This is a genomic window from Thalassotalea marina (assembly GCF_014656435.1).
GTDB classification, from domain to species: domain Bacteria; phylum Pseudomonadota; class Gammaproteobacteria; order Enterobacterales; family Alteromonadaceae; genus Thalassotalea_C; species Thalassotalea_C marina.
In genome coordinates this window covers 125,646-148,869 of the sequence record NZ_BNCK01000010.1, presented here as the reverse complement: position 1 = coordinate 148,869, position 23,224 = coordinate 125,646, and the positions used below count along the sequence as shown (strand labels likewise).

22 protein-coding genes are annotated in these 23,224 nt (G+C 39.7%); 11 read left to right on the top strand and 11 right to left on the bottom strand.

Annotated elements, in window-relative coordinates:
* Positions 1 to 57 precede the first annotated feature (57 nt).
* Both IE199_RS19085 and IE199_RS19080 read left to right on the top strand, forming a co-directional pair.
* The gene (locus IE199_RS19085; RefSeq protein WP_189773870.1) at positions 58 to 2,382 is read left to right on the top strand and encodes a S9 family peptidase; all 2,325 of its coding nucleotides are present in this window, start codon (positions 58 to 60) and stop codon (positions 2,380 to 2,382) included.
* Positions 2,383 to 2,614: 232 nt separating this feature from the next.
* On the top strand, positions 2,615 to 2,929 hold the full coding sequence (locus tag IE199_RS19080) for a DUF4389 domain-containing protein (protein ID WP_189773868.1): 315 nt from the start codon (positions 2,615 to 2,617) through the stop codon (positions 2,927 to 2,929).
* Between the two features lie 58 nt (positions 2,930 to 2,987).
* Here the strand turns inward: IE199_RS19080 and efp are convergent, their stop codons facing one another.
* Complete coding sequence (efp, locus tag IE199_RS19075) at positions 2,988 to 3,557, bottom strand: elongation factor P (protein ID WP_189773866.1); 570 nt, start codon at positions 3,555 to 3,557, stop codon at positions 2,988 to 2,990.
* A gap of 37 nt (positions 3,558 to 3,594) precedes the next feature.
* On the opposite strand from efp, the gene epmB reads away from it, so the two are divergent.
* Together epmB and IE199_RS19065 are read left to right on the top strand one after the other, a co-directional pair.
* Positions 3,595 to 4,611 (top strand): EF-P beta-lysylation protein EpmB, encoded by a 1,017-nt coding sequence (gene epmB, locus IE199_RS19070; protein WP_189773864.1) that lies wholly within the window; start codon positions 3,595 to 3,597, stop codon positions 4,609 to 4,611.
* A gap of 28 nt (positions 4,612 to 4,639) precedes the next feature.
* The gene (locus IE199_RS19065; protein WP_189773861.1) at positions 4,640 to 4,948 is read left to right on the top strand and encodes a hypothetical protein; all 309 of its coding nucleotides are present in this window, start codon (positions 4,640 to 4,642) and stop codon (positions 4,946 to 4,948) included.
* A 26-nt stretch (positions 4,949 to 4,974) separates the two neighbouring features.
* On the opposite strand, the gene IE199_RS19060 is transcribed toward IE199_RS19065, so the two are convergent.
* The 4 genes from IE199_RS19060 to IE199_RS19045 all read right to left on the bottom strand — a co-directional run bounded on the left by IE199_RS19060 (position 4,975) and on the right by IE199_RS19045 (position 8,281).
* A complete protein-coding gene (locus IE199_RS19060) occupies positions 4,975 to 5,460 on the bottom strand; it encodes a DUF3016 domain-containing protein (protein ID WP_189773859.1) in 486 nt (161 codons plus the stop codon).
* A gap of 237 nt (positions 5,461 to 5,697) precedes the next feature.
* Complete coding sequence (gene groL / locus IE199_RS19055) at positions 5,698 to 7,344, bottom strand: chaperonin GroEL (RefSeq protein WP_189773856.1); 1,647 nt, start codon at positions 7,342 to 7,344, stop codon at positions 5,698 to 5,700.
* Between the two features lie 66 nt (positions 7,345 to 7,410).
* Complete coding sequence (locus tag IE199_RS19050; protein WP_189773854.1) at positions 7,411 to 7,701, bottom strand: co-chaperone GroES; 291 nt, start codon at positions 7,699 to 7,701, stop codon at positions 7,411 to 7,413.
* A 91-nt stretch (positions 7,702 to 7,792) separates the two neighbouring features.
* Complete coding sequence (locus IE199_RS19045) at positions 7,793 to 8,281, bottom strand: FxsA family protein (RefSeq protein WP_189773852.1); 489 nt, start codon at positions 8,279 to 8,281, stop codon at positions 7,793 to 7,795.
* A 125-nt stretch (positions 8,282 to 8,406) separates the two neighbouring features.
* Between IE199_RS19045 and cutA the strand changes: the two genes are divergently transcribed.
* Positions 8,407 to 8,739 (top strand): divalent-cation tolerance protein CutA, encoded by a 333-nt coding sequence (gene cutA / locus IE199_RS19040; RefSeq protein ID WP_189773850.1) that lies wholly within the window; start codon positions 8,407 to 8,409, stop codon positions 8,737 to 8,739.
* A complete protein-coding gene (locus IE199_RS19035; RefSeq protein ID WP_189773848.1) occupies positions 8,717 to 10,546 on the top strand; it encodes a protein-disulfide reductase DsbD in 1,830 nt (609 codons plus the stop codon). The genes cutA and IE199_RS19035 overlap by 23 nt, the downstream gene beginning before the upstream one ends.
* A gap of 30 nt (positions 10,547 to 10,576) precedes the next feature.
* Here IE199_RS19035 and ung read toward each other — a convergent pair whose 3' ends face one another.
* From ung to IE199_RS19015, 4 genes are read right to left on the bottom strand one after another with little or no spacing between them, the layout of a single operon-like run.
* Positions 10,577 to 11,236, bottom strand: coding sequence for a uracil-DNA glycosylase (gene ung, locus IE199_RS19030; RefSeq protein WP_189773846.1), 660 nt, complete (start codon positions 11,234 to 11,236; stop codon positions 10,577 to 10,579).
* A 24-nt stretch (positions 11,237 to 11,260) separates the two neighbouring features.
* Positions 11,261 to 13,708, bottom strand: coding sequence for a bifunctional diguanylate cyclase/phosphodiesterase (locus IE199_RS19025; protein ID WP_189773844.1), 2,448 nt, complete (start codon positions 13,706 to 13,708; stop codon positions 11,261 to 11,263).
* Positions 13,709 to 13,710: 2 nt separating this feature from the next.
* Positions 13,711 to 14,904 carry a hypothetical protein gene (locus IE199_RS19020; RefSeq protein WP_189773842.1) on the bottom strand — a complete coding sequence of 398 codons (1,194 nt, stop codon included), beginning with the start codon at positions 14,902 to 14,904 and terminating at the stop codon, positions 13,711 to 13,713.
* 13 nt (positions 14,905 to 14,917) lie between these two features.
* A complete protein-coding gene (locus tag IE199_RS19015) occupies positions 14,918 to 15,355 on the bottom strand; it encodes a type 2 periplasmic-binding domain-containing protein (RefSeq protein ID WP_189773840.1) in 438 nt (145 codons plus the stop codon).
* 318 nt (positions 15,356 to 15,673) lie between these two features.
* Between IE199_RS19015 and aroQ the strand changes: the two genes are divergently transcribed.
* From aroQ to IE199_RS18990, 5 genes are all read left to right on the top strand, one after another.
* Positions 15,674 to 16,132, top strand: coding sequence for a type II 3-dehydroquinate dehydratase (gene aroQ / locus IE199_RS19010; protein ID WP_189773838.1), 459 nt, complete (start codon positions 15,674 to 15,676; stop codon positions 16,130 to 16,132).
* A 49-nt stretch (positions 16,133 to 16,181) separates the two neighbouring features.
* A complete protein-coding gene (accB, locus tag IE199_RS19005) occupies positions 16,182 to 16,643 on the top strand; it encodes an acetyl-CoA carboxylase biotin carboxyl carrier protein (protein ID WP_189773835.1) in 462 nt (153 codons plus the stop codon).
* Positions 16,644 to 16,665: 22 nt separating this feature from the next.
* Positions 16,666 to 18,012, top strand: a complete 1,347-nt coding sequence (gene accC / locus IE199_RS19000) for an acetyl-CoA carboxylase biotin carboxylase subunit (RefSeq protein WP_189773833.1) — start codon at positions 16,666 to 16,668, stop codon at positions 18,010 to 18,012.
* A gap of 63 nt (positions 18,013 to 18,075) precedes the next feature.
* Positions 18,076 to 18,684, top strand: coding sequence for a hypothetical protein (locus tag IE199_RS18995; RefSeq protein WP_229854842.1), 609 nt, complete (start codon positions 18,076 to 18,078; stop codon positions 18,682 to 18,684).
* Positions 18,685 to 18,737: 53 nt separating this feature from the next.
* Complete coding sequence (locus IE199_RS18990) at positions 18,738 to 18,899, top strand: oxidoreductase-like domain-containing protein (RefSeq protein ID WP_189773832.1); 162 nt, start codon at positions 18,738 to 18,740, stop codon at positions 18,897 to 18,899.
* A gap of 29 nt (positions 18,900 to 18,928) precedes the next feature.
* On the opposite strand, the gene IE199_RS18985 is transcribed toward IE199_RS18990, so the two are convergent.
* Both IE199_RS18985 and ahpF read right to left on the bottom strand, forming a co-directional pair.
* Positions 18,929 to 21,484 (bottom strand): DUF748 domain-containing protein, encoded by a 2,556-nt coding sequence (locus IE199_RS18985; RefSeq protein ID WP_229854838.1) that lies wholly within the window; start codon positions 21,482 to 21,484, stop codon positions 18,929 to 18,931.
* A gap of 173 nt (positions 21,485 to 21,657) precedes the next feature.
* Entirely contained in the window at positions 21,658 to 23,208 is a 1,551-nt protein-coding gene (ahpF, locus tag IE199_RS18980; RefSeq protein ID WP_189773828.1) for an alkyl hydroperoxide reductase subunit F, read from the bottom strand.
* Positions 23,209 to 23,224 lie beyond the last annotated feature (16 nt).

The window sequence follows — 23,224 nt, the reverse complement described above, 5'->3', positions numbered from 1 at the left end:
TTGCCTTTGAATTGTATACAATTTAAAGTAAAGCGATTATCAAAAGGAAAAATATCCATGCAATTACCTACACTCAAAAAACTATTAATAAGTGTAGCTATTACTTCTTCATTGATGGCATGTCAGGCAACAGAAGAAACCACTAGCGCACAACCAACAAGTGTTGAACAACAGCAAAATAAATTAACCCTTGATCGCATTTACAAGGACTATGAATTTAGGTCAGATTACATTGGCCAAATTCGCTGGTTAGAAGATGGCTCTGGTTATACCGCAGTTGAAAAATCTAAAACGACAAAAGCAGATGACAAAGGTAAGCAGGTACCAATTGGTCGTGATATCGTGTTATACGATCCTGAAACACTAAAAGGCGAAGTATTAGTTTCTGCCGAACAATTAACGCCAAAAGGTGCAGATAAACCACTCGCAATTCACGACTACATTTGGTCTGACGATCGCCAACAGTTACTTATATACACTAATAGTAAACGCGTATGGCGTTCAAACAGCCGCGGTGATTACTGGGTATTAAATCTAAAAACTGGCGAATTAGAACAACTCGGTGGTAACAAAGTTAAGCCAAGCAGCTTAATGTTTGCTAAGTTTTCACCTGATGGAACCCGTGTCGCTTATGTTACTGGTGACAATATTTACGTCGAAAACCTAACATCAAATAAAATCACACAATTAACGAATGACGCTGGTAACGGTGTGATCAATGGATTATTTGATTGGGTATATGAAGAAGAGTTTACTATTCGTGATGGTTTCCGTTGGAGCCCTGACGGTAAAAAAATTGCCTATTGGCAATTAGACACGACAGGCAGCAAAGACTTCATCATGATTAATAACACAGATGAACTTTACCCAACCATCACTAAATTCCCATATCCAAAAGTAGGTGAAACTAACGCCTTAGCTAAAATTGGTATTGTCGATTTAGCAACACAAAAAACAACATGGGCTGATTTACCTAACAATTCACGCGATATGTACATTCCTCGTATGAACTGGTCGGGTAACAGTAAAGAAGTTCTTGTTCAGCACTTAAACCGTAAGCAAGATACTGACAAATTATACTTGGCCAATGCTAGTACCGGTAAATCTAAAGTCATTTACACAGAGCGTGATGATGCCTTTCTTGACGGTATTACTGATGCCAAGTGGATTGATAACGGTAAGCGTTTCCTATGGACCAGTGAAGCCTCTGGTTGGCGCCACTTTTATAGCATTTCTCGCGATGGTAAAAGCAAAATTGATTTAACACCTGGTGAGTTCGATATTGTCAGTATTCAAGCAGTTGATGAAGACAGCGGCTGGTTGTATTACATTGCATCTCCTAAAGATGTAAGTCAGCGTTACTTATTTAGAAGTAAACTAGATGGCAGTGTGGTCAATCAACAAATAACACCTGAGAGTTTTGCTGGCAGTAACAGCTATCATATGTCACCAGATGGTCAATGGGCTATCCACACACATTCGAGCTTTGATCAGCCTTCAACTAAACGTTTAGTCCGTCTTGAAAACCATCAAGAAAAGCACATGTTGATGGATAACAAAGAACTCAAAGCAAAACTTGCTACGCTAAATAAACCAAGTCATGAATTTTTCCAGGTAACAGCGCGTGACGGTACGGTACTTGATGGCTACATCATGCGTCCTGCAGACTTTGATCCTAAGAAAAAATATCCAATTATTTTCTACGTTTATGGTGAAGCTTGGGGTCAAACAGTGCAAGATAGCTGGCGCGGCAATTCTTACTTGTGGGATCAAATGATGACTGAAAAAGGTTATTTGGTCGCTTCAATTGATAACCGTGGTACACGTGCACCGAAAGGCAGACACTGGCGTAAACAAGTATATGGCGCCGTAGGTGTGCTTTCTTCACGTGATCAGTCAGATGCACTAACCGAAATGGCAAAACGCTGGGATTATATCGATACTGACCGTGTTGGCATTTGGGGTCATTCAGGCGGTGGTTCAATGACACTAAACATGCTATTTCGCTACCCAGAACAATACCATGTAGGCATTTCATTGGCACCAGTGCCAGATCAAAAGCTGTACGATACCATTTATCAAGAACGTTATTCAGGCCTATTACCTGAATATGAAGAAGGGTATAAACAAGGTTCACCGATCACTCATGCTAAAAACTTACAAGGCAACTTGTTGTTAGTACATGGTACCGGTGACGATAACGTACATTACCAGGGTGCAGAGCGTTTAATTAACGAATTAGTTAAACACAATAAACAATTTGACTTTATGTCGTATCCAAACCGAAGCCACGGTTTATGGGAAGGTCAAGGTACTACGTTGCACTTACAAACGATGAAAACAAATTACTTCGACAAAAATCTAATGAATCGAGCTAAATAGTTTTCTTACTTTTTTAAAAATTTAAAAGCCCACCTTTGCGTGGGCTTTTATTTTTTTAAACATTACTGTTTTCGTCAAATCCACTAATACTAACTAGTCAATTTAACCAAGTATTAGTTTTATCTTTAAGCTCCGCCCGTCCACAAGCTCCATAACCATCTGATATATTTAAATAAATATAATTGGTTTTTATTTTGCAATGACAATAACAGAACAACATAAGGGGTGATATATGAGAGATGTTAACTCAGATTCGAAGAAGAACTGGCAAAGCGCAAATACCTGGATGCGTGGATTGTTTATGTTATTGTTTGGTTTTGTCGCAGGGTTTGCTCGTTTTTTAATTACTATTATCGCCGTTTTTCAATTTGTTTGTTTGTTGGTTACAGGCAAACCTAACACCGCGTTAAAACGTTTTGGTTTTAGCCTTAATAACTATATTTACCAAATTAATCAGTTTTTAACATTAAACTCAGATAAATATCCATTTCCGCTAAGTAGCTGGCCTGAAGAAAAGCCACATTATCGATATTCACCAAGAAGCTAAAAGAAAAAAACTCGCTAATTAGCGAGTTTTTTATAGGGTGATGTAACAATAACTTGGCTTATTTGCCAGCTCGAGAAACATATTCTCCTGAGCGAGTATCTACTTTAACTACTTCACCAATTTGTACAAATAAAGGTACACGTACAACAGCGCCTGTTGCTAATGTCGCTGGCTTACCACCTGTGCCTGCTGTATCACCTTTTAAACCAGGATCTGTTTCGGTAATTTCAATTTCAACAAAGTTTGGTGGTGTAACTGAAATCGGGTTACCATTCCAAAAAGTAATGGTACATGGGTCACCTTCAACCAACCATTTTGCCATATCGCCAACCGCTTTTTCGTCAGCTGCAACTTGCTCAAAGGTTTCATTATTCATAAAATGCCAGAATTCGCCATCGGCATACAAGTAGCCTAGATCTGAATCCATGACATCTGCACCTTCAACCGAGTCACCTGACTTAAAAGTTTTTTCTAAAACTTTACCAGAAATCAGTTTACGAATTTTCACACGGTTGAACGCTTGGCCTTTACCTGGCTTTACGATTTCATTTTCAAGAATATTGCAAGGTTCGCCGTCTATCATAAGCTTTAGACCAGCTTTAAATTGGTTTGTACTGTAAGAAGCCATAATTACTCGCTTTACTTCCGAGAGATTGAATTTATAAATGACGCAGATAATAACCCAAATTAACGATAATTTGCACACTTCGTGGCAAAAAGAGTTAGCTGATGTGGTTACTGACCCCAAAATACTGCTAGAACAGCTTGAAATTCCGGTAGCAGACTACCTCGCGCACTTTAAAGCGCGTAAGCTTTTTCCTGTACGAGTACCCAAACCTTTCATCAAACGCATGCAAAAAGGTGACTTTAATGATCCGCTGCTAAAACAAGTAATGCCATTATCTGATGAGTTTATTGTGACCGATGGTTTTAGCACCGACCCTCTAGAAGAACACGATACGGTAGCTGAAGGTTTGCTGCATAAATATAAACATCGGGTGCTTATGATCGTGAAGTCCGGATGTGCCGTTAATTGTCGCTACTGTTTTCGACGTCATTTTCCATACGCTGACAATAGCCCCAATAAACAAAGGTGGCGTTCAGCATTAGATTACATCGCTCAACACGACGAAATTAATGAAGTGATATTTAGTGGTGGCGATCCACTCATGGCTAACGATCAACATTTACATTGGTTAATCAGTGAAATTGAAGCGATATCGCATGTTACACGCCTTAGAATTCACACCCGCTTACCTATTGTTATACCTAGGCGCATTACACCAGCGCTTGTTGCCATGTTAGCTAATACACGATTAAAACCGACGATAGTTTTTCATATCAATCACGCCAATGAAATAGATCAAACTGTCATCAACGCGATTGAGCCCTTAATAGAAAAACGTATTCCACTATTAAACCAAAGCGTGTTACTCAAGGGAATTAATGACGATTGTGCAACACTATGCCAGCTCAGTGAGCGCTTATTTGACAACGGGATCATGCCCTACTACTTGCATCTATTTGATAAAGTTCAAGGCGTAGCTCATTTTGATTTATCTGAACAAAAGGTTGATAGCTTAATAAAAGAATTAATGGCAACTTTACCAGGCTTTTTAATGCCCAAAGTGGTTAGAGAAATTGCTGGAGAGCCTAACAAAACGCCATTAAAACTGGCATAATAGCGAAAATTTTTAATGAATAGATATTATGAGCGACGCAGTTAACCAGCAACTTATTGAAAACATTTCAATCATTTTAAAAAAATCTTTAGCAGCTGACGCCACACTAGCGGATCTTCGCGAAAAGAAAATGGCGAAATTTGACAATATATTCACCGCAGACGCCGGCTTTAATGTCAAAGCAAATACCTTTCAACCTTATGTTGAAGAAGTTGCAGACGAATTATTGTCTTGGCAACAAAGCAAAGACCAAAGCAGCTTAATTGCATTGGTTAAAAAAATTGAACAACTTTTTACTGTATTGGGTAACTTTGAACAAACCTATAGCGGCCAATAAAAAAGCCAGCAATTGCTGGCTTTTCTTTAGCTTTTAAACGTATCTCTAAACCAATCATCTAACATACGTTTTTCATAACTTAGCAAATCGTTGCCATATTTAGCACCGCCTCGCATCATAAAGCTCATATCTTTCAAGTTTTCTTCACCGGAGTGTAAGGTATTGCCCGAGGCATCAACAACCTCATAAGAAAACTCTAAGCGGGGAAAGTATATATCTCTGACTATGCGAATACGTTCCATATTAAATTTAGCGTCACCCGCCAAGTCAACATCGGTAACATTAATTTTAAGCACTTGTCCTTCAGGTAAGGCCTTTGCTAATTTAGCGAAATGTTTTTCAAAGTTGCTAAATATTTGACGCTTAAATTTTTCGCGATGACTATCGCCCGGATCAATATCGCGATATTTTTCAGGATTAGTCCAAGTCACTTCACTAGTGCCGGCTAAAACGGATGGCGCGAGCAGCATAGATGACAAATAGGTAATTACAACAAAATGTAGTTTCTTCATAGAATTATCCTCCGTTTTACGATTTATCGGCTTTTAACCAATAAATACTATTCCCTATATTAGACCGCAGTTTTCTAAAAATATATGTATTTAATTGTTACCTTCTCTCAAAAAAAACATACCATCTAACACAATAGCGAATATATGGTTGTCAAAAACACAACAAGTAAGCAAAGTTAAGACAGAAAAAAACCCGCCAAAGCGGGTTTTTCAAAGTACTTTAAGCGCTAGGCTGGCTTACATCATACCACCCATGCCGCCCATACCACCCATGCCACCCATATCAGGCATTGCAGGAGCGTCTTTAACTGGAGCATCTGTCACCATAGCTTCAGTTGTTAACATTAAGCCAGCTACTGATGCAGCAAACTGTAAGGCTGAACGAGTTACTTTAGCTGGATCTAAGATACCCATCTCGATCATGTCGCCGTATGCACCGTTACCTGCGTTGTAACCAAAGTTACCTTCACCGTTGCGTACTTCGTTTAATACTACTGATGCTTCTTCACCACAGTTTGACACGATTTGACGAAGTGGCGCTTCCATTGCACGAAGGGCAACGTTAATGCCGTGTGCTTGGTCTTCGTTGTCACCTTGAAGGTTTTTAATCTTCTCAGCTACACGTACTAGGGCAACACCACCACCAGCTACAACACCTTCTTCTACTGCTGCGCGAGTAGCGTGAAGTGCATCTTCAACACGTGCTTTTTTCTCTTTCATTTCAACTTCAGTTGCTGCGCCAACTTTAATAACGGCTACACCGCCAGCAAGTTTAGCTAAACGCTCTTGAAGTTTTTCTTTGTCGTAATCAGACGTTGTTTCTTCAATTTGACCACGAATTTGTGCAACACGTGCTTGAATGTCAGCTTCTTCACCGATACCGTCAATGATTGTTGTGTTGTCTTTAGAGATAACAACACGCTTCGCTTGACCAAGATCTTCTAATGAAGCTTTTTCAAGTTCCATACCGATCTCTTCAGAGATAACTGTACCAGCTGTTAACGTAGCGATGTCTTGTAACATTGCTTTACGACGGTCACCAAAGCCAGGCGCTTTAACCGCTGCAACTTTAACGATACCGCGCATGTTGTTTACTACTAGTGTAGCAAGTGCTTCACCTTCAACATCTTCAGCAATGATAAGTAATGGCTTACCTGCTTTAGCAACCGCTTCTAACGTCGTTAATAATTCACGAATGTTAGACACTTTCTTGTCTACAAGTAAGATGAATGGATTTTCTAATTCAACACTACCGTTTTCTTGGTTGTTGATGAAATATGGTGATAAGTAACCACGGTCAAACTGCATACCTTCAACAACGTCAAGCTCGTCTGTTAATGCTTGACCTTCTTCAACAGTGATAACACCTTCTGCACCTACACGATCCATTGCTGTAGCAATGATTTGACCTACTGTTGTATCAGAGTTAGCAGAAATAGTACCTACTTGCTCGATTGCTTTGTTATCAGCACATGGTGTAGATAGTGCTTTAAGCTCTTCCACGGCTGCAATAACTGCTTTATCGATACCACGTTTAAGATCCATAGGATTCATACCAGCGGCAATCGATTTTAAACCTTCGTTAACAATCGCTTGAGCTAATACTGTTGCAGTAGTTGTACCGTCACCCGCTTCATCATTAGCTTTTGACGCTACTTCTTTCACCATTTGAGCGCCCATATTTTCAAACTTGTCTTCAAGTTCGATTTCTTTAGCAACTGAAACACCATCTTTAGTGATTGTTGGGCCACCAAATGATTTGTCTAGTACTACGTTACGGCCTTTTGGACCTAAAGTAACTTTTACTGCGTCAGCTAGGATGTTAACGCCTTTAAGCATTTTTACACGTGCGTCATTACCAAATAATACGTCTTTTGCTGCCATTGTTTTGTTCCTATAAATTTTGTTCTAACGTTCACTTAATCGTGATGATTTAATGAATACTGGTGATTATTCTACGATTGCTAAGATATCTGACTCGCTTAGAATTAATACTTCTTCGCCATCAATCTTATCAGTTTTTACACCGTAACCTTCATTAAAGATAACTTGGTCACCTACTTTCACGTCTAAAGCGCGAACTTCGCCGTTCTCTAAAATACGGCCATTACCTACCGCGATAACTTCACCACGTGTAGATTTCTCAGCAGCGCTACCCGTTAAAACGATGCCGCCAGCAGATTTTGATTCTACTTCTTTACGCTTAATAATTACGCGATCGTGTAAAGGACGAATGCTCATTGATTTCTCTCCTGAGAATGTTGTTTATCAAATAAAGTTGAGAATTAAATAGGGTCGTATTTTGCCAATACAACCCTTGATAAAAAAAATTTTAATCTTTGCGCTCAAACTCGCCTTCAATGGTTTGACCTTGGTTGTTTCCTGGCTGTTTATCACGTTCAATCTCTGATTGATGAAAAGAAGTTTGGTGATGAAAGCTAAATGACTGGCTCTGCGTTACTGCAGCTGCCGTTAACTGTGATTGTACGGCTTTAATTAACGTTTTTCTAACTTGAGGAATCAATAAACTCAAGCCGAAAAAGTCAGTAACAAACCCAGGTGTTACCAGTAATACACCAGCGACCAACAATAATAGCCCTGCCACTATTTCATCGGAAGGGGCTTCGCCATTGGCCATTTTTGTTTGAACTGATTGCAAGGTAGCAATGCCTTGTTGTTTTACATTTTTTGCGCCAAGCCAAGCGGTAATTACAACAATAGCTATCGTAGGCCAGGCGCCTAGCCAGGCGCCTACTTGCATTAAGACGGCAATTTCGATGATGGGAATGATGACAAATAAAACAAATAAAATTCGAAACATATAAAATTCTCTCGCAGCGATGAAACAAATATGAGGGCGAACGGGTCTTTTTCAAGCGAGTGCAATTTACAGCGCACAATTATTACTTTAGATTAAGCCTTTGTTAAATTCGTTCAGTAATCTTTATGTATCAAATTGTTCTATGTAATTGCCCAAACGATGAGATTGCCAGTCAAATTGCTAAACACTTGGTCGAATTAAAATTGGCTGCGTGTGTCAATGTAATACCCGGTGTTCGTTCCGTATACCAATGGCAAGGGAAAATCGAAATTGATCATGAAGTTCAACTGATAATTAAAACTCGTCAAAGTTTATTTGAACAATTGAGCCGAGAAATCACACAACTTCATCCTTATGATGTTCCAGAAATAATTGCGATGGAGATCGCCGCTGGTAATCATGCTTATTTACAATGGTTGGAAGAATCTTTAACACATGATGATAAAAAAACTAGTTAGTCTTGTATTCCTTACATGGGTATTTTTGTTATCGAACGCGGTAGAAGCTCGTGTTCAGCAATCTATCTTTGATACCTCCGCGTCTTCACTTTTTAGTAACGAAAACGAATTTCTAAAACCTGATCAGGCATTTAATTTTAACTTTGCACAGAATGCTGATCATATTGAAATAAGCTTTGATATTGTCGACGGTTATTACTTGTACAAGAATAAGTTTGTTATTGAAGCGAGCAATGCCACTATAGGAGAATATCAATTACCGCAAGGTGTTGACCACGAAGATGAATTTTTTGGTAAACAGCAGATTTATGAAACACCTCTGTCGATAAAAATTCCTTTAATGAATATCGGCGATAACGCTGAACTGATGATACGCTATCAAGGTTGTGCTAAAAAAGGGTTGTGTTATCCGCCAGAAATCAAAACTATTCAATTAAATAAAGTCACAGCAAGTGCCCAAAATGTACTGGCTGAAATGGGTTTATCTTCTGAAACAACTGAGCCTGCCCCTAAAACAGCAGATAATTCAAATACCAGTGAGCAACACCAACTTGCGCAAATGTTAGCAGGCGACAATATTTGGCTCACTTTAGCTGCATTTTTCTTGGGCGGTTTATTGTTATCGTTTACGCCTTGTGTTTTTCCTATGTACCCGATTTTAACAGGGATTATTGTAGGCCAAAAAAATCAGCTTTCGACTAAGCGGGCATTTAGTTTGTCATTTTTCTACGTACAGGGAATGGCAATTACTTATACCTTGCTCGGTATTGTTGTTGCTCTAGCTGGTGCGCAATTTCAAGCTATGTTCCAACACCCTGTTGTACTGATTATCCTTAGCGCACTGTTTATATTTTTAGCTCTTTCTATGTTTGGTGTGTTTAATTTAGCCCTACCAAATAGCTGGCAAAATAAGCTTAACAATTTAAGTAACAGTCAAAAATCTGGCTCATACTTTGGTGTTCTAGCCATGGGCGCTATTTCCGGCTTAGTTGCATCACCTTGCACTACTGCCCCCCTAACAGGCGCACTACTTTACATCTCACAGTCGGGAGATGTTGCATTAGGTGCTGCCGCGCTATATGCACTAAGCATAGGTATGGGACTACCACTGCTTATTTTAGGCAGTTCAGGGGGTAAATTATTGCCAAAAGCCGGTGCCTGGATGAATGTAATTAAAAATATTTTTGGCCTATTATTATTAGCCGTTCCTATTTTCCTATTAGAACGCTTTATTTCAGCTAACGTAATTGCATTGCTTTGGTTGGCTTTAGTGTTAAGTACAGGTTTCTATTTCATTCATATCACCTTGTCGTCAGCACCATCAATAAAACGTCATATCGCTTCAATATTAGTTTTAATTGCCACAATGGCGTTGGTTATTTATGTAACACCGCAAAGTCAATCTCCACTGCAAAATAGCGAGCAAACAGTTCAAGAAAAATCTTTTGTACATGTAAGTAACTTAGCTGAACTTATGGCAGAAGTTAAAGCAGCAAACGCTAATGGCGAAACTGTAATGGTGGATCTATATGCTGATTGGTGTATTGCATGTAAAGAGTTTGAACATAAAACCTTTCCCAAGCCAATTGTTCAACAGGCATTGGCCAACACTCGGTTAATTCAGATTGATTTAACTGACACAGGTTCAGACACGAGTGTTGAGCTAATGGAACATTTTGACGTGTTTGGTCTACCGTCAATTTTGTTTTTTGATTTAAATGGCAAAGAGTTGGATCAACGACGTGTTACTGGTTTTATGGCTGCCGAAGAGTTTGCGACCCACGTAAACAAGTCCTTTGCTCAGTAACCAACACGATATACTGGTGGGTTTATGGTATTAAACCTGCCAGTTAATTGGTTCACTACCTTGATTGAGCAAAATATTATTGGTTGTTGAAAAATGTTTACAACCTAAAAAACCACGATGTGCTGATAACGGAGAGGGATGAGGCGCTTTCAACACAGTATGTTTGCTAGTGTCTATGCTTTTGCCTTTTTTCTGGGCATGTGAACCCCACAATAAAAAAACAATGCCTTGGCCGTGTTCACTTAACACCTCAATAACGCGATCAGTAAATTGTTCCCAACCTAAATGTTTATGAGAATGTGCTTGGCCCTCTTCCACTGTTAAAACAGTATTAAGTAGCAACACCCCCTGCTCGGCCCAAGGCTGTAAATACCCATGATTAGGCATAACAAACCCTGGTATATCAGTTGCTAACTCTTTATACATATTCACTAACGACGGTGGAGCTTTAACGCCAGGTTTAACAGAAAAACACAAACCGTGTGCCTGCCCTGCACCGTGGTAAGGGTCTTGCCCTAAAATAACCACTTTAACTTGATCAAACTCTGGGGTTCTAAAAGCATTAAATACTTCATCCTTGGGAGGGAATACATTAATGCCTTGAGCTCTGCGCTCTTCAACGTATTGTAAAGTATCAGTAAAGTAAGTTTTTTGCTTTTCTGCAGCAAGTAAATCAGACCAAGTTGTCATAGTGTTTTAACGATAAATATTGATTTAGCCAATCTTACAGACCGCAGGCTGAATTTTCCAATACCCATTAGCAATACGTGTATCTAAAAACTCTGCTAAGTCATGTTCTGGTATAGGTTTTGAAAAGTAATAACCTTGAATAATATCACAATCATTTTCCGCTAAACTGCGTAACTGTGCACTACTTTCAACACCTTCTGCGACCACTACTAAACCTAAATTTTTCACCATCGCAATGGTAGACATAATGATCTGATAATCAGCATGATTTTCTAACATGCCAAAAACAAAGCTTTTATCAATTTTTATCACATCAACCGGCATTTTCTTGATATAAGCAAGTGAAGAATATCCAGTACCAAAGTCATCAATGGCAAAACTAAAACCAATAGACCTTAACTCCTGCATACATTCAATTGCACGCTCAATATCTTTAACTAAAGTTTGCTCTGTTAACTCTAATTCAAAACATGATGCTGGTAATTGAAACTCTTCTAACAAAGCTTTTAGGTAGTTGGTAAGATTGAAATCAATAAACTGAACAGCGGATAAGTTTATCGACACCGTCACGTCAGTTAAGCCACTTCGCTGTAAATTGCTAGATATTTCAAAACACCGTCTGATCACCCAGTAACCCAGTTCAACCATATGTTCAGAGTTTTCCAAAATAGGAATAAAATCATCTGGTGAAATCATACCTTTTTCAGGATGATTCCAGCGCAGTAATGCTTCAAATCCACATAGTTTTTTAGTCGCTGTTTGTAGCTGCGGTTGTAAGCTTAAACTAAATTGCCCTTTCGCTAATGCTTGTCTAACTTCCGTTTCCATCATCACTCGATGAGCAACTCGTTGGTACATATCGGTGTGATAGATATGATATTGAGCACCGCCATTATCTTTTGCTTCATACATTGCAATATCGGCTCTGCTGATTAGCTGTTCAGGTTTAGCAATTTCCTCATCGCTGAATGCAATACCTATACTTGTCGACACGTAAAACACGCTACTGCCTATGCGAATAGGCTGTTTAAATTGCTCTAGAATTTCTTCAGCAATCGGCACCACCTGCTCAATATTGGTGATATGGCTAAGTACAATCACAAATTCATCACCGCCAAACCGGCAGGCTAAATCTGTATGTTTTACACAAATTCGCAAGCGATTTGCTGCTTCAATTAACAGTTTGTCGCCCTCACCATGACCGTGACTATCATTAACCTTTTTAAAATCATCTAAATCGAGAAATAAAACTGCCACACCTGTTTTTGCAATGCCAATATTTGCTACTGCTTTTTTCAACTGGTAATTCAGCATATTGCGATTAGGCAAACCCGTTAATAGGTCATACATCGCAATATTTTCTAACTCTTGCGTTTTTTGTTCGACTTCAATGTTAAGCTGCTCGAGTTCATAACTCAGATCCGTGGCCGCATCAGCAACAATATCTAACTCATCTGCCAACATGCGTTTGCCTTTTAAACGTATTTGACGAAACTGCTCAAATTCCCTTTTTGCTAACAAAGGTAAAGCGCTGGATAACGTTAAGATACGATTAGTAAACGGGCTGGCAACAAAATAAACTAATACCGCTAAGGCAATGAATATAAGTAACGCAGACAGTAAAAACTCAAATGCTTGCTGTTTATATTGCTGCTTAATTGAAGAAACATCGTCAACTAACGCCAAATAAAACTGTTTATCTGATGTAGTTGCAAGGTGCATTAAATTAATCAAATAACTTTTTTGCTGGTAGTCAATTTCCAAACCAGCATCTTTAAAATCACTAATGGATATATCTTTAGGATATGACTGAAAAAGATCAGTCATAAAGACCATATTTGTGGCAAATAAAAAGTTAAAATGACTGTCATCATCGGCATTATCAGCTGAGACATTAACTACCGCAATTTCACTTTTTAATGACTGATTAATTGCAAAAACCACATCGGTTAACGACATCGACATGGCAACAACAAACAACTCTCCTTTATCATTTAACAAAGGCACAACAACAAGTTGCAAGCAGACCTCATTACAATAAAGTTGTGAATAAGGTTCATGCTTTTCAAGCACTTTGCTGATTGCTTGATTAATTTCAGCGTCAACCTCTGTGGTTGAATATTTCAGTTCCCCCTGACTATCTAATAACCAGATATTTTCAACGGCGTGATTCATTTGTAAACCATCATATTGACGGAACAAGGCATCCGCTAACGTTGAAGGGTTGCTGTGCTGATTAAGTGCAATAACATCGGCAAATGATTCAATCCATAAACTCAAACGCTCTCGCTGTGCAGCCGTATGCATGGCGAGTTGTTTTTGCCCTTGTGTGACTTTTTCAATTTGAAAGTCTCTGAATTCTTGTTTCAACCTATTCAGAGACATGGTTGATATACCGATACTCATTAACAAAAGTGCGCTGATAATCAACAGCAACAATTTTGTAGGAACACTTATAAATATTTTTTTCATTCTTAAAACCAGTATACAAACTGTATAGCTGCTAACTGCCAATACTCGTCGTCATTAACCTCTGAATTAGGGATTACTACAGGCGTTAACCGAGCAGTACCTTTAATCCAATGATGCTCGAGTTGCAGCTGCAAGTTTGTTGCCAGATCTACGGTAGTACCAACAACAAATTCATGTTGGTAACCAAAGTGTTGTGGAATAGTGCCTCCACTGATCTGATTTAGTTTTGTTCCGGTTTTGTCTTTACGGTCAGCGTAATAGTGTTCTGCCCGAGCCAATATTTTGACGTCAGAATTGTAAAGGTACTCTACTTGCGCAAACCCACCTTGGCCTGTTGGTTTACGTGTAAAGTTTTTTGATAAAAGTCCGTTAATTTCCATGGTCTCTTGCAGTAACTCGTAGCTAAACGTCCACTTCTCTCCATGATACTCACCATTAAAATAATAGCGCTTTAATCCAATTGTGCCATCTAAAAAGCCACTAAAATCTCCACTAAGGTAACTGAAGTCGGCATCGGTTAATGCTAAACCAAAACGCCAAGAAGACATGTCAGGCTGCCAATAAATGCTAGTTTGCAGATCTTTATTATGCTTAAGTTTACCCTGCGACTTAGGCCCTAATAAAATTCTAGACTGCTCAGAAGAGATGTCAGATTCACTAGAGCTGATGTTAAAATCAAAGTCACCATAGCTGTCACTAAAATACTTCGCAGTTAATGCAGCACCATCTCCACCAATTGATAGGTTTCGAGTGGCATCAAAATAAACAGATTGCGGTAAGATGATGCTCGGTCGCGTCATAGGTACATCGCGTGTTGCCGAATATAACCAATGGTAGTTTTTAATGCGGCCAATATATAAATTGGTTTGCCATTTTTCGTTACTAAATACCGACCAATCTACTAAAAAGTAATCCAAACTAAAGCCATCGGGATAGCGATTACCACCGTTTAGATATGTCGCTTGACCAGCAAGGCGAATGTCATTAGTTAATTGATACGACGCGTTTATCCCAAGCTCGGTTAACGCTAACGATGCTGACTCATCATCATTTACAAAATTACTGCCATCTGCATCAATTGCACCTTGAGCGACAAAACCATGCCATTGCACTTTTTGCTCATTGTCAGCAAGAGCATGATACGACACAACACTACAATATGCCCCAGTTAAAGCTAGCCAAAAGTTGCGCAACATGTTCCCTACTTTCCTATTTTGTAATTTTAATAACATTAACTTGTTCATTCCTCGAAATTTCTTGCATATAACCCAAAGCGCCTGGTGTCTTAGCCACTGCTTTAAGCATTTCCTCTGGCGAATTAACAACGATAGGTGCCACACCTAAACCTGAAAACGTCGACTTGTTCCAGATACGTTCCAACTTGTAAGGCAATATCTTTAGGGTTTGATGGGCAAACGTTTTGTGATCTTGATGTTGACTGGGCAAAACAAACAAAACGATGGGGGTATTATCACCCCACCTTGTTTGTCGCATAGAATAAATACGCTTCAATTGAGCTACGGTCAGCTCTTGTTCCGCCACCTCTTTATGTGCGATCAGTTGCGAGCCCAATGCTGGCATACTCATACAAAACATGATGCACACAAGGGTTGAATGAATAATACGACTGATAACTATTTCCTTCATATTACAGCCACTTTGGGGGACAACGGAAAATTCGTAAGTGGGTAAATTTAACTGATTACTGTTTAATAATTCATAGAGTTATAAAACAAACTGCCATGATAATTCTAGCGAAGTTCACCAAAATCACCAACATAAAACTATACCTTCTCAAACACCTCAAGAGATTAGACCAGTATTTTGCTGCTAAATTCGGCGAAATCACTATAATAATTCACAAATCATAGAAACTTTGCGGAACAAGTCAAATCTGTGTTTATTTGTTCGGCAAGATATGTAATGATGGCTAACATTCGATAATTAGAAGCACGTTCACTGCAAATGACATCAAAGTATAAGATTTTACTGTTAAACGGTCCAAATTTAAACATGCTAGGTAAGCGCGAACCGAGCATTTACGGTACAAATACCTTAGCTGACCTAGTTGAACAGTTAAGCAAACAGGCTTGCGAGATGCAAATTGACTTAACACATGTTCAGTCAAATGCAGAACACGAGCTCATTGATGCCATTCATAGTGCTTATAAAAAAATAGACTTCATTGTGATCAACCCTGCAGCATTTACGCACACAAGTGTGGCGATAAGAGATGCATTGCTAACAGTTGACATTCCATTTATTGAGGTCCATCTATCTAATGTGCACGCGCGTGAATCGTTTCGACATCATTCTTTTTTTAGCGATATAGCGCAAGGCGTTATATGTGGTTTGGGCACTAAAGGCTACAGCTATGCCTTAGATGCTGCACACCAATTTTTACAGAATAACGGTGACGCCTAATTTAGCCGTCACAATACGTACAACTATTAATTGTCATTAAGGAATTTTCATGGACATTCGCAAGATCAAAAAATTAATCGAGCTAGTAGAAGAGTCAGGTATCAACGAAATTGAAATCTCTGAAGGCGAAGAGTCTATTCGCATTAACAAAGGTGGCACTATGGTGCAAGCACCTATGATGCAAGCTGCACCAATGATGGCTCCAGCGCCAGCTGCTGCACCAGCAGCGGCTCCTGCAGCAGCTCCTTCTGCTGATGCAGCACCTGCAGCTATTTCAGGTCACGTAGTTCGTTCACCTATGGTTGGTACTTTCTACGCATCTCCATCTCCTGATGCACCATCTTTTGTTGAAGTTGGTCAACACGTAAACGCTGGCGATACATTGTGTATCGTTGAAGCAATGAAAATGATGAACCAAATCGAAGCAGATAAATCAGGTGTTATCAAAGAGATTTTAGCGCAGAACGAAGACGCTATTGAATTCGATCAACCGCTATTCATCATTGAATAAGCCCAAATCCGAGGGTAATTCCATGTTAGAAAAAGTCGTTATCGCAAACCGAGGCGAAATTGCATTGCGCATACTACGCGCGTGTAAAGAGCTCGGTATTAAAACTGTTGCTGTACACTCTACAGCTGACAGAAACCTAAAACACGTTTTATTAGCCGATGAAACTATTTGTATTGGTAAACCACCAGCAAATGAGAGCTATTTAAACATTCCAGCCATTTTAACTGCTGCTGAAGTAACCAATGCTGTGGCAATTCATCCAGGTTATGGCTTTTTAGCGGAAAACGCTGATTTTGCTGAACAAGTGGAACAGTCAGGTTTCACCTTTATTGGTCCTAAAGCTGACAGTATCCGTTTGATGGGTGACAAAGTATCAGCGATTAAAGCGATGAAAGCTGCTGGTGTACCATGTGTTCCAGGTTCAGATGGCCCATTAACAGATGATAAAGATGCTAACCTAGCACACGGTCGTCGTATTGGTTACCCAGTGATCATCAAAGCGTCTGGTGGTGGTGGTGGTCGTGGTATGAGAATCGTACGCGAAGAAGCTGAGTTACTAAACGCCATTCAATTAACCAAAGCAGAAGCACGCGCTGCATTTAACAATGACATGGTTTATATGGAGAAATTCCTTGAAAACCCACGTCACGTTGAAATTCAGGTAATTGCTGACGGCCAAGGCAATGCTATCCATTTAGGTGAGCGTGATTGTTCAATGCAACGTCGTCACCAAAAAGTTGTTGAAGAAGCACCAGCTCCGGGGATCACACCTCAAATGCGCGCTAAAATCGGTGAACGTTGTTGTAACGCATGTATCGAAATTGGCTATCGTGGTGCGGGTACTTTCGAATTCTTGTATGAAAATGGTGAGTTTTACTTCATTGAAATGAATACACGTATTCAGGTTGAGCACCCAGTAACTGAAATGATCACTGGTGTTGACTTAATTAAAGAACAATTACGTGTTGCTGCGGGTCAGCCATTATCTTATACACAAGATGATATTAAAATTGCTGGTCACGCCATCGAATGTCGTATTAACGCTGAAGATCCACGTACTTTTATTCCGTCACCGGGTAAAATCACACGCTTCCATCCACCAGGTGGTATGGGCGTTCGTTGGGATTCTCACATTTATGCTGATTATTCGGTACCACCACATTATGATTCAATGGTTGGCAAGCTGATCACTTATGGTGACAATCGCGACGTTGCCATTGCTCGTATGCGTAATGCACTTAACGAATTAGTGGTTGATGGTATTAAAACCAATATTGCACTTCACAAAGATATCTTGAGCGATCAAGGTTTTGTTAATGGTGGTGCAAACATTCACTATCTAGAGAAAAAACTGGCTGAAAGTGAATAAGCTAGCAACAAATTAATTTAAATGGCCTCGCAATCGCGGGGCTTTTTTTTAAAGGAATAAATCATGTTTAAAAATTTTGCCTCGATATTACTAAGTTCTTTGTTTGTCCTACCAGCTGTACATGCGACAACAATTAAAGAAGCACCATTAGTTTCTATCGACACCCACAACCAGTTTTTTGACAGCATTCGACAGCATTGCGGTAAAGCTTTTGCCGGTAAAGTAATCGTCGACAACAGTGATAGTGATTACTTTCTGAATAAGTCATTAATCATGCATGTGCGTAAGTGCACAGACAGTGAGCTACAAATCCCATTTCATGTCGGCAAAAATGCCTCTCGCACTTGGATCGTCAGCAAAACAGGCTCTGGCTTGTCACTTAAACATGATCACCGTAATGAAGACGGCAGTTACGATACACAAACCATGTACGGCGGCCACACTTTAGATGCTGGCTGGGCGCAAGTGCAGTCATTTCCTGCGGATCAATATTCAAAAGAATTGTTTGTTAAAACAGGCATTGCACAGTCAAACGGCAATACTTGGCAAATGTATATTTACCCTGAAAAATTTACCTATCGCATGATTCGACAAGGTCGTGAGTTTCGTGTCGATTTTGACTTAACCTCACCAGTTACAACACCAGCTGCGCCTTGGGGTTATAGCGATTAGCAGCTAAAACACGTAAACTACTCGATGAATAAAGCCATTAAGTGAGTAGTACCATGAGTGAGATTGCTGAAAAGCCTCAACCACCTGCAGACGGTGAATGCTGTGATAGCGCCTGCAACCCTTGCGTTTGGGATCATTATTACGCAGAACTTAAAACATGGCGTTTAGAGCAAGCAAAACGCCGAGAACAAGAAAAGGCAAACCAACCTAATTAGTTGGTTTGCCTTTGTTTTTCAGACCAAGTTTATTTAATACTAAAACTTAAATGACCTTGCGCTTTTTTCGTTGATAACTCTGACGCACAAGGCACAATTCTGTCACTAGCAATACCTTTTTCATCCACTAAATAGTCGACAAAGTGATGGAAACGTTGTTGTCCCATCGCTTTTAATTCACTGATCTTTTTATCGGCAAGCGTTTTGACTGGCCCGCTAATACCATCAGCTTTACCGAGTACTGGACAAGCCGTTATTTGCAACTTAGGTTTATCTATCAAAATTTGCGCTAACTGATCAGCAAAGGTTTTTTGTTTATCATCTAATATTACCTGTTCAGCAGGGTATTTTAGATCATCCACATTAATGGCAAATAGAGTGCCTCCCGCCATCATAGCGACACTAACAATATTGGCGTAAGGTACAAAGGTTTGCATTAAATAACTTTTTGCCCCTTCCTTCATCGCTTTGGTGGTGATCAAAGAAATAATGCCCGTTAAACCAATATCTGGATCATCCAAGTTACCACTTAGCGGAATATCAATGTCTAGGTTGCCTTTGTCATCAGTAAGTTGGCCAATCGCCAAATTGAGCGGCACTAAATTGTTCTGTGTCACCTGATGATCGTCCTTACCAATATAAGGCGATAAGGCAATCGCTTTTATGTGGGTATCAACCTTACCTTTGATTTCTTTTTTATCCACTGCAAAATCAATTTTGGCGTTTAACATACCTTGTTTGATGTTATGACCAATAGCATCGGCAATAAAAGGTGAGTACTGGGTTAGGTCGACCCCAGTGAACGTCCCTTTTGCACTCAGCCCTTGTGTCGGATCAAACGGTGTTAGCTGACCCGCAACATCGATAGCCGCTCGTTTACCCATTCTCGCTAACAAGGAATACTCAGCCTTCGTAGTGATAGGCTGAGAAACAATATTCTTCACCCAAAGACGTTCGATCTGTAGCTGCTGAACCATAGGAAACTTGAGTGAATAGTCATAATAATTAATATTAGGAACACCTAAAATCTCGACACTTCCCAATGAAATTGAAGTTTGTGCTGATTCACTTTCTTGCTCATTGGAGGTCTGTTCGCTATTTGCTTGTTCAGTGCTTGTTTGCTGAGTATTTGTTTGCTCAGCTTCGTTTGAGTTTTTACTTCTTAATGTTAAGTTTGCAAGCGGCTGTTCTTTCGTTTTCACCACAGTGATTTGTTCGATATCTGCTTTAATATCCTCAATCGCAATAGCCTGCGGTTTAATAGCAATATTTGCAATGTTAACAGTACGCCACTTTGCTAACGGTGGTAGGGCACTATCACCTAACGATAAACCTTGTGGTTGTTGTGCTAGCGTTGAAAATTCACCATTCCCTAAGCTAAGCGCTGGGATATTAAGTGATAATGCATCAGACAATGCCCAATCAAGGTCTGTTATATCAAGCTGTGCAAGCTTAAGTAGTACATCATTATTGGTCGCATCTATCCATGAAACCCCTGAACCTGCTAACGTCACAATGCCCTTTGCATTCATCCCTTGAGCGTCAGCCATTAACGCTATTGACGAGCTAGGCGCATTGACATTAAAGCTGTCGAGTGAAAAGTTTGATACCTGCCCAGACACATCCAATGGTAACTGTAAGCTGGTTAACGCTAAATCAGTTGTGCCTAAACTGGCAGATAACTCACCACTGTTGATAGTCGAAATAGCTAAATGAGTATTGTTACTTGAGAGCGCTAACTCACCTAATAACGCCTTTTTACTCTCCCCTGCTGTGAGCAAAGGAACAGCCAGTGATGAAGCATTAAACGTTAATGACGCTAGCTCGACCGACCAAACTTTTTCTAGTTGATTCACTGCAGCTTTTACATTCCATGTCAGCTGCCCTTTAGCGCTACTCCAAGGCTCAGGTATCCACTGGGCATAATGATCTATCGTCAACGCACCTTGCATCTCGCTGATATCTAGTTGCCATTTACCTTCTAGCTGCTCAGCTTTAGCCGTCACTTTCATCGGCTCATTGTTTAGCTGCATCACTAATTCAGCATTGACACGCTGCGCAAGTGAGGAAAATTCACTGTCACTAATTTTAGCTTGTTGTAATACAAACTGGTGTTTACGCTGTGCATTTAACTCAACATTGATGTTACTGAGTAAAACTTGCTGAATAAATACGTTTAGTGGCTCACTTGTCGTATTATTCTCTTGTTGTTTTTCTTCAGTTTTTGACGGTAACCAGCCACCTAAAGAAACGGTATCATTTTGATAATTGAGCACAATTTTACCATCAGCAATATTGGCTTGCGCTATCGCAATATTGCCATTAACTAACTGGCCAAATCGTGTTTCAACTGAAAGCTGAGCTAATTCTAATACCGATTTGTTTTGATAGGTTAACAGCACATCAGATACTTCCACTGTCATGGCAAATGGATTTAATCGGATCTTATTTATATTTACGTTTAACCCTTGCTCTGCAAGCGTTCGATTAGCTAAATAACTCACTAAGCCCGCGGTACCTAACATTAAATAGGCAAATAACACAGCTACAGAGGTAATGAAGATAAGTTTACGTTTGTGTTTCATCATGAGTCTAAATTGAAGAAGCGGTTAATGCATCGAACAACTATCCTACTTATCCAGTAACAACTAAGCAATGACCATTAAGTGACAATTGATGTCTGTATAGATAAAAAAGAAAAACCCACTAAACATCACAATCCTGATGATGCTAGTGGGTAAGCGGGAAACCAATAAGTTTAGAAGGCTTTGATAAGATAATCGAAGGCTGATAATGCCGCCTTTGACCCTTCTCCCATCGCAATGACGATTTGTTTATAAGGCACGGTCGTGACATCACCACAAGCAAAAATTCCGTCTTCCGATGTTTGGCCTTTTTCATCGATAATCACTTCACCATATGGTGTTAATTCAACAATACCTTTCAAAAATGCACTGTTTGGTAATAAACCGATTTGTACAAACACACCGGCTAAGTGCTGACGCTTTTGCTCACCTGTTTCACGGTCGGTATAGTCTATAGCAACAACCTTACCGTTATCTGCGATAATTTCTTTGGTCGCGACATTGCTTAACATAGTGATTTTTTCATGTGCTTGTGCTTTATCCACCAACACTTTGTCAGCTTTAAATTCAGGTAAAAACTCAAACAAAGTGACGTGGTTGACCATACCAGCTAAGTCAAGCGCCGCTTCAACACCTGAGTTACCGCCACCGATAACGGCAACATCTTTACCTTTAAAGAATGGGCCATCACAATGTGGACAATAAGCGACACCATTACCGATGTTTTCTTTTTCGCCCGGCACGCCAAGTTCTCTCCACTTAGCACCTGTTGCGATGATCAAAGTTTTACTTTCAATTTGCTCACCAGTAGACAAAGTTAAGGTTTTGATTTTGCCTTTTTCAATAGTGTCTACACGCACATGTTCTTTAATGGTGATATCGTAATCACTCAGGTGCTTGATCATATTGCCCGTTAGTTCAGTTCCCGTTGTTTTAGAGACTGAAATCAGGTTTTCAATACCAACCGTGTCTTTAACTTGGCCGCCAATTCTGTCAGCCACTAAGGTGACATTTAAACCTTTACGTGCGCTGTAGATCGCTGCTGCAACACCACCTGGACCACCACCAATGACAGTAACATCTTGCAACGGTAATTTTTCTGTTGCTGCTGCCTTGCTAATATCAGGGTATTTTTCCTGTAACTTACTAACCAAAGTTGCGGTGTCAATTTTGCCGTTAGCAAATAATTCACCATTTAGATAAACACTAGGTACCCCTTGAATATTGCGAGTAGCAATAAGTTCGGGGTACAGGCCACCATCTATCATTTCTGATTCTATCTGGTCATTTAATAAGGCAAATTGGTTTAGCGCCTGCACAACGTCAGGGCAGTTGTGACAGCTTAGTGACACAAACACTTCAAATTGCAGTGGTTTATCAATAGCAGCAATTAACTGCTGCAAACTGTTATCAAGCTTTAGCTCGGTACCTGAAGCTTGTAATATCGCCAAAATTAGCGAGTTAAATTCGTGACCACCAGGAATACCGGAAAAGGTGATACCTGTAGCTTGTTCATCAGCCAACAATGAAAATGATACTGGGCTACGCAGACCTACATCACTTTCAGAAATTTGAATTTTTTCAGAAACAGATGCTAACTGGGTTAAAAAATCTTTTAGCTCTGCTCGTTTTTCATGCTCGCCTGTTTGTAAAACCAGTGTCACAGAGTTTTTCATGTTGGCGGTATATGATTTTAATGCGTTTAATACGTCGTTTGTTAACATAGTTTTACCTTACTGC

Bases quoted from the DNA above. Each gene is read 5' to 3' on its own strand.
- IE199_RS19085 (WP_189773870.1), top strand. From the start codon at position 58: ATGCAATTACCTACACTCAAAAAACTATTAATAAGTGTAGCTATTACT.
- IE199_RS19080 (WP_189773868.1), top strand. From the start codon at position 2,615: ATGAGAGATGTTAACTCAGATTCGAAGAAGAACTGGCAAAGCGCAAAT.
- efp (WP_189773866.1), bottom strand. From the start codon at position 3,557: ATGGCTTCTTACAGTACAAACCAATTTAAAGCTGGTCTAAAGCTTATG.
- epmB (WP_189773864.1), top strand. From the start codon at position 3,595: ATGACGCAGATAATAACCCAAATTAACGATAATTTGCACACTTCGTGG.
- IE199_RS19065 (WP_189773861.1), top strand. From the start codon at position 4,640: ATGAGCGACGCAGTTAACCAGCAACTTATTGAAAACATTTCAATCATT.
- IE199_RS19060 (WP_189773859.1), bottom strand. From the start codon at position 5,460: ATGAAGAAACTACATTTTGTTGTAATTACCTATTTGTCATCTATGCTG.
- groL (WP_189773856.1), bottom strand. From the start codon at position 7,344: ATGGCAGCAAAAGACGTATTATTTGGTAATGACGCACGTGTAAAAATG.
- IE199_RS19050 (WP_189773854.1), bottom strand. From the start codon at position 7,701: ATGAGCATTCGTCCTTTACACGATCGCGTAATTATTAAGCGTAAAGAA.
- IE199_RS19045 (WP_189773852.1), bottom strand. From the start codon at position 8,281: ATGTTTCGAATTTTATTTGTTTTATTTGTCATCATTCCCATCATCGAA.
- cutA (WP_189773850.1), top strand. From the start codon at position 8,407: ATGTATCAAATTGTTCTATGTAATTGCCCAAACGATGAGATTGCCAGT.
- IE199_RS19035 (WP_189773848.1), top strand. From the start codon at position 8,717: ATGATGATAAAAAAACTAGTTAGTCTTGTATTCCTTACATGGGTATTT.
- ung (WP_189773846.1), bottom strand. From the start codon at position 11,236: ATGACAACTTGGTCTGATTTACTTGCTGCAGAAAAGCAAAAAACTTAC.
- IE199_RS19025 (WP_189773844.1), bottom strand. From the start codon at position 13,708: ATGAAAAAAATATTTATAAGTGTTCCTACAAAATTGTTGCTGTTGATT.
- IE199_RS19020 (WP_189773842.1), bottom strand. From the start codon at position 14,904: ATGTTGCGCAACTTTTGGCTAGCTTTAACTGGGGCATATTGTAGTGTT.
- IE199_RS19015 (WP_189773840.1), bottom strand. From the start codon at position 15,355: ATGAAGGAAATAGTTATCAGTCGTATTATTCATTCAACCCTTGTGTGC.
- aroQ (WP_189773838.1), top strand. From the start codon at position 15,674: ATGACATCAAAGTATAAGATTTTACTGTTAAACGGTCCAAATTTAAAC.
- accB (WP_189773835.1), top strand. From the start codon at position 16,182: ATGGACATTCGCAAGATCAAAAAATTAATCGAGCTAGTAGAAGAGTCA.
- accC (WP_189773833.1), top strand. From the start codon at position 16,666: ATGTTAGAAAAAGTCGTTATCGCAAACCGAGGCGAAATTGCATTGCGC.
- IE199_RS18995 (WP_229854842.1), top strand. From the start codon at position 18,076: ATGTTTAAAAATTTTGCCTCGATATTACTAAGTTCTTTGTTTGTCCTA.
- IE199_RS18990 (WP_189773832.1), top strand. From the start codon at position 18,738: ATGAGTGAGATTGCTGAAAAGCCTCAACCACCTGCAGACGGTGAATGC.
- IE199_RS18985 (WP_229854838.1), bottom strand. From the start codon at position 21,484: ATGAAACACAAACGTAAACTTATCTTCATTACCTCTGTAGCTGTGTTA.
- ahpF (WP_189773828.1), bottom strand. From the start codon at position 23,208: ATGTTAACAAACGACGTATTAAACGCATTAAAATCATATACCGCCAAC.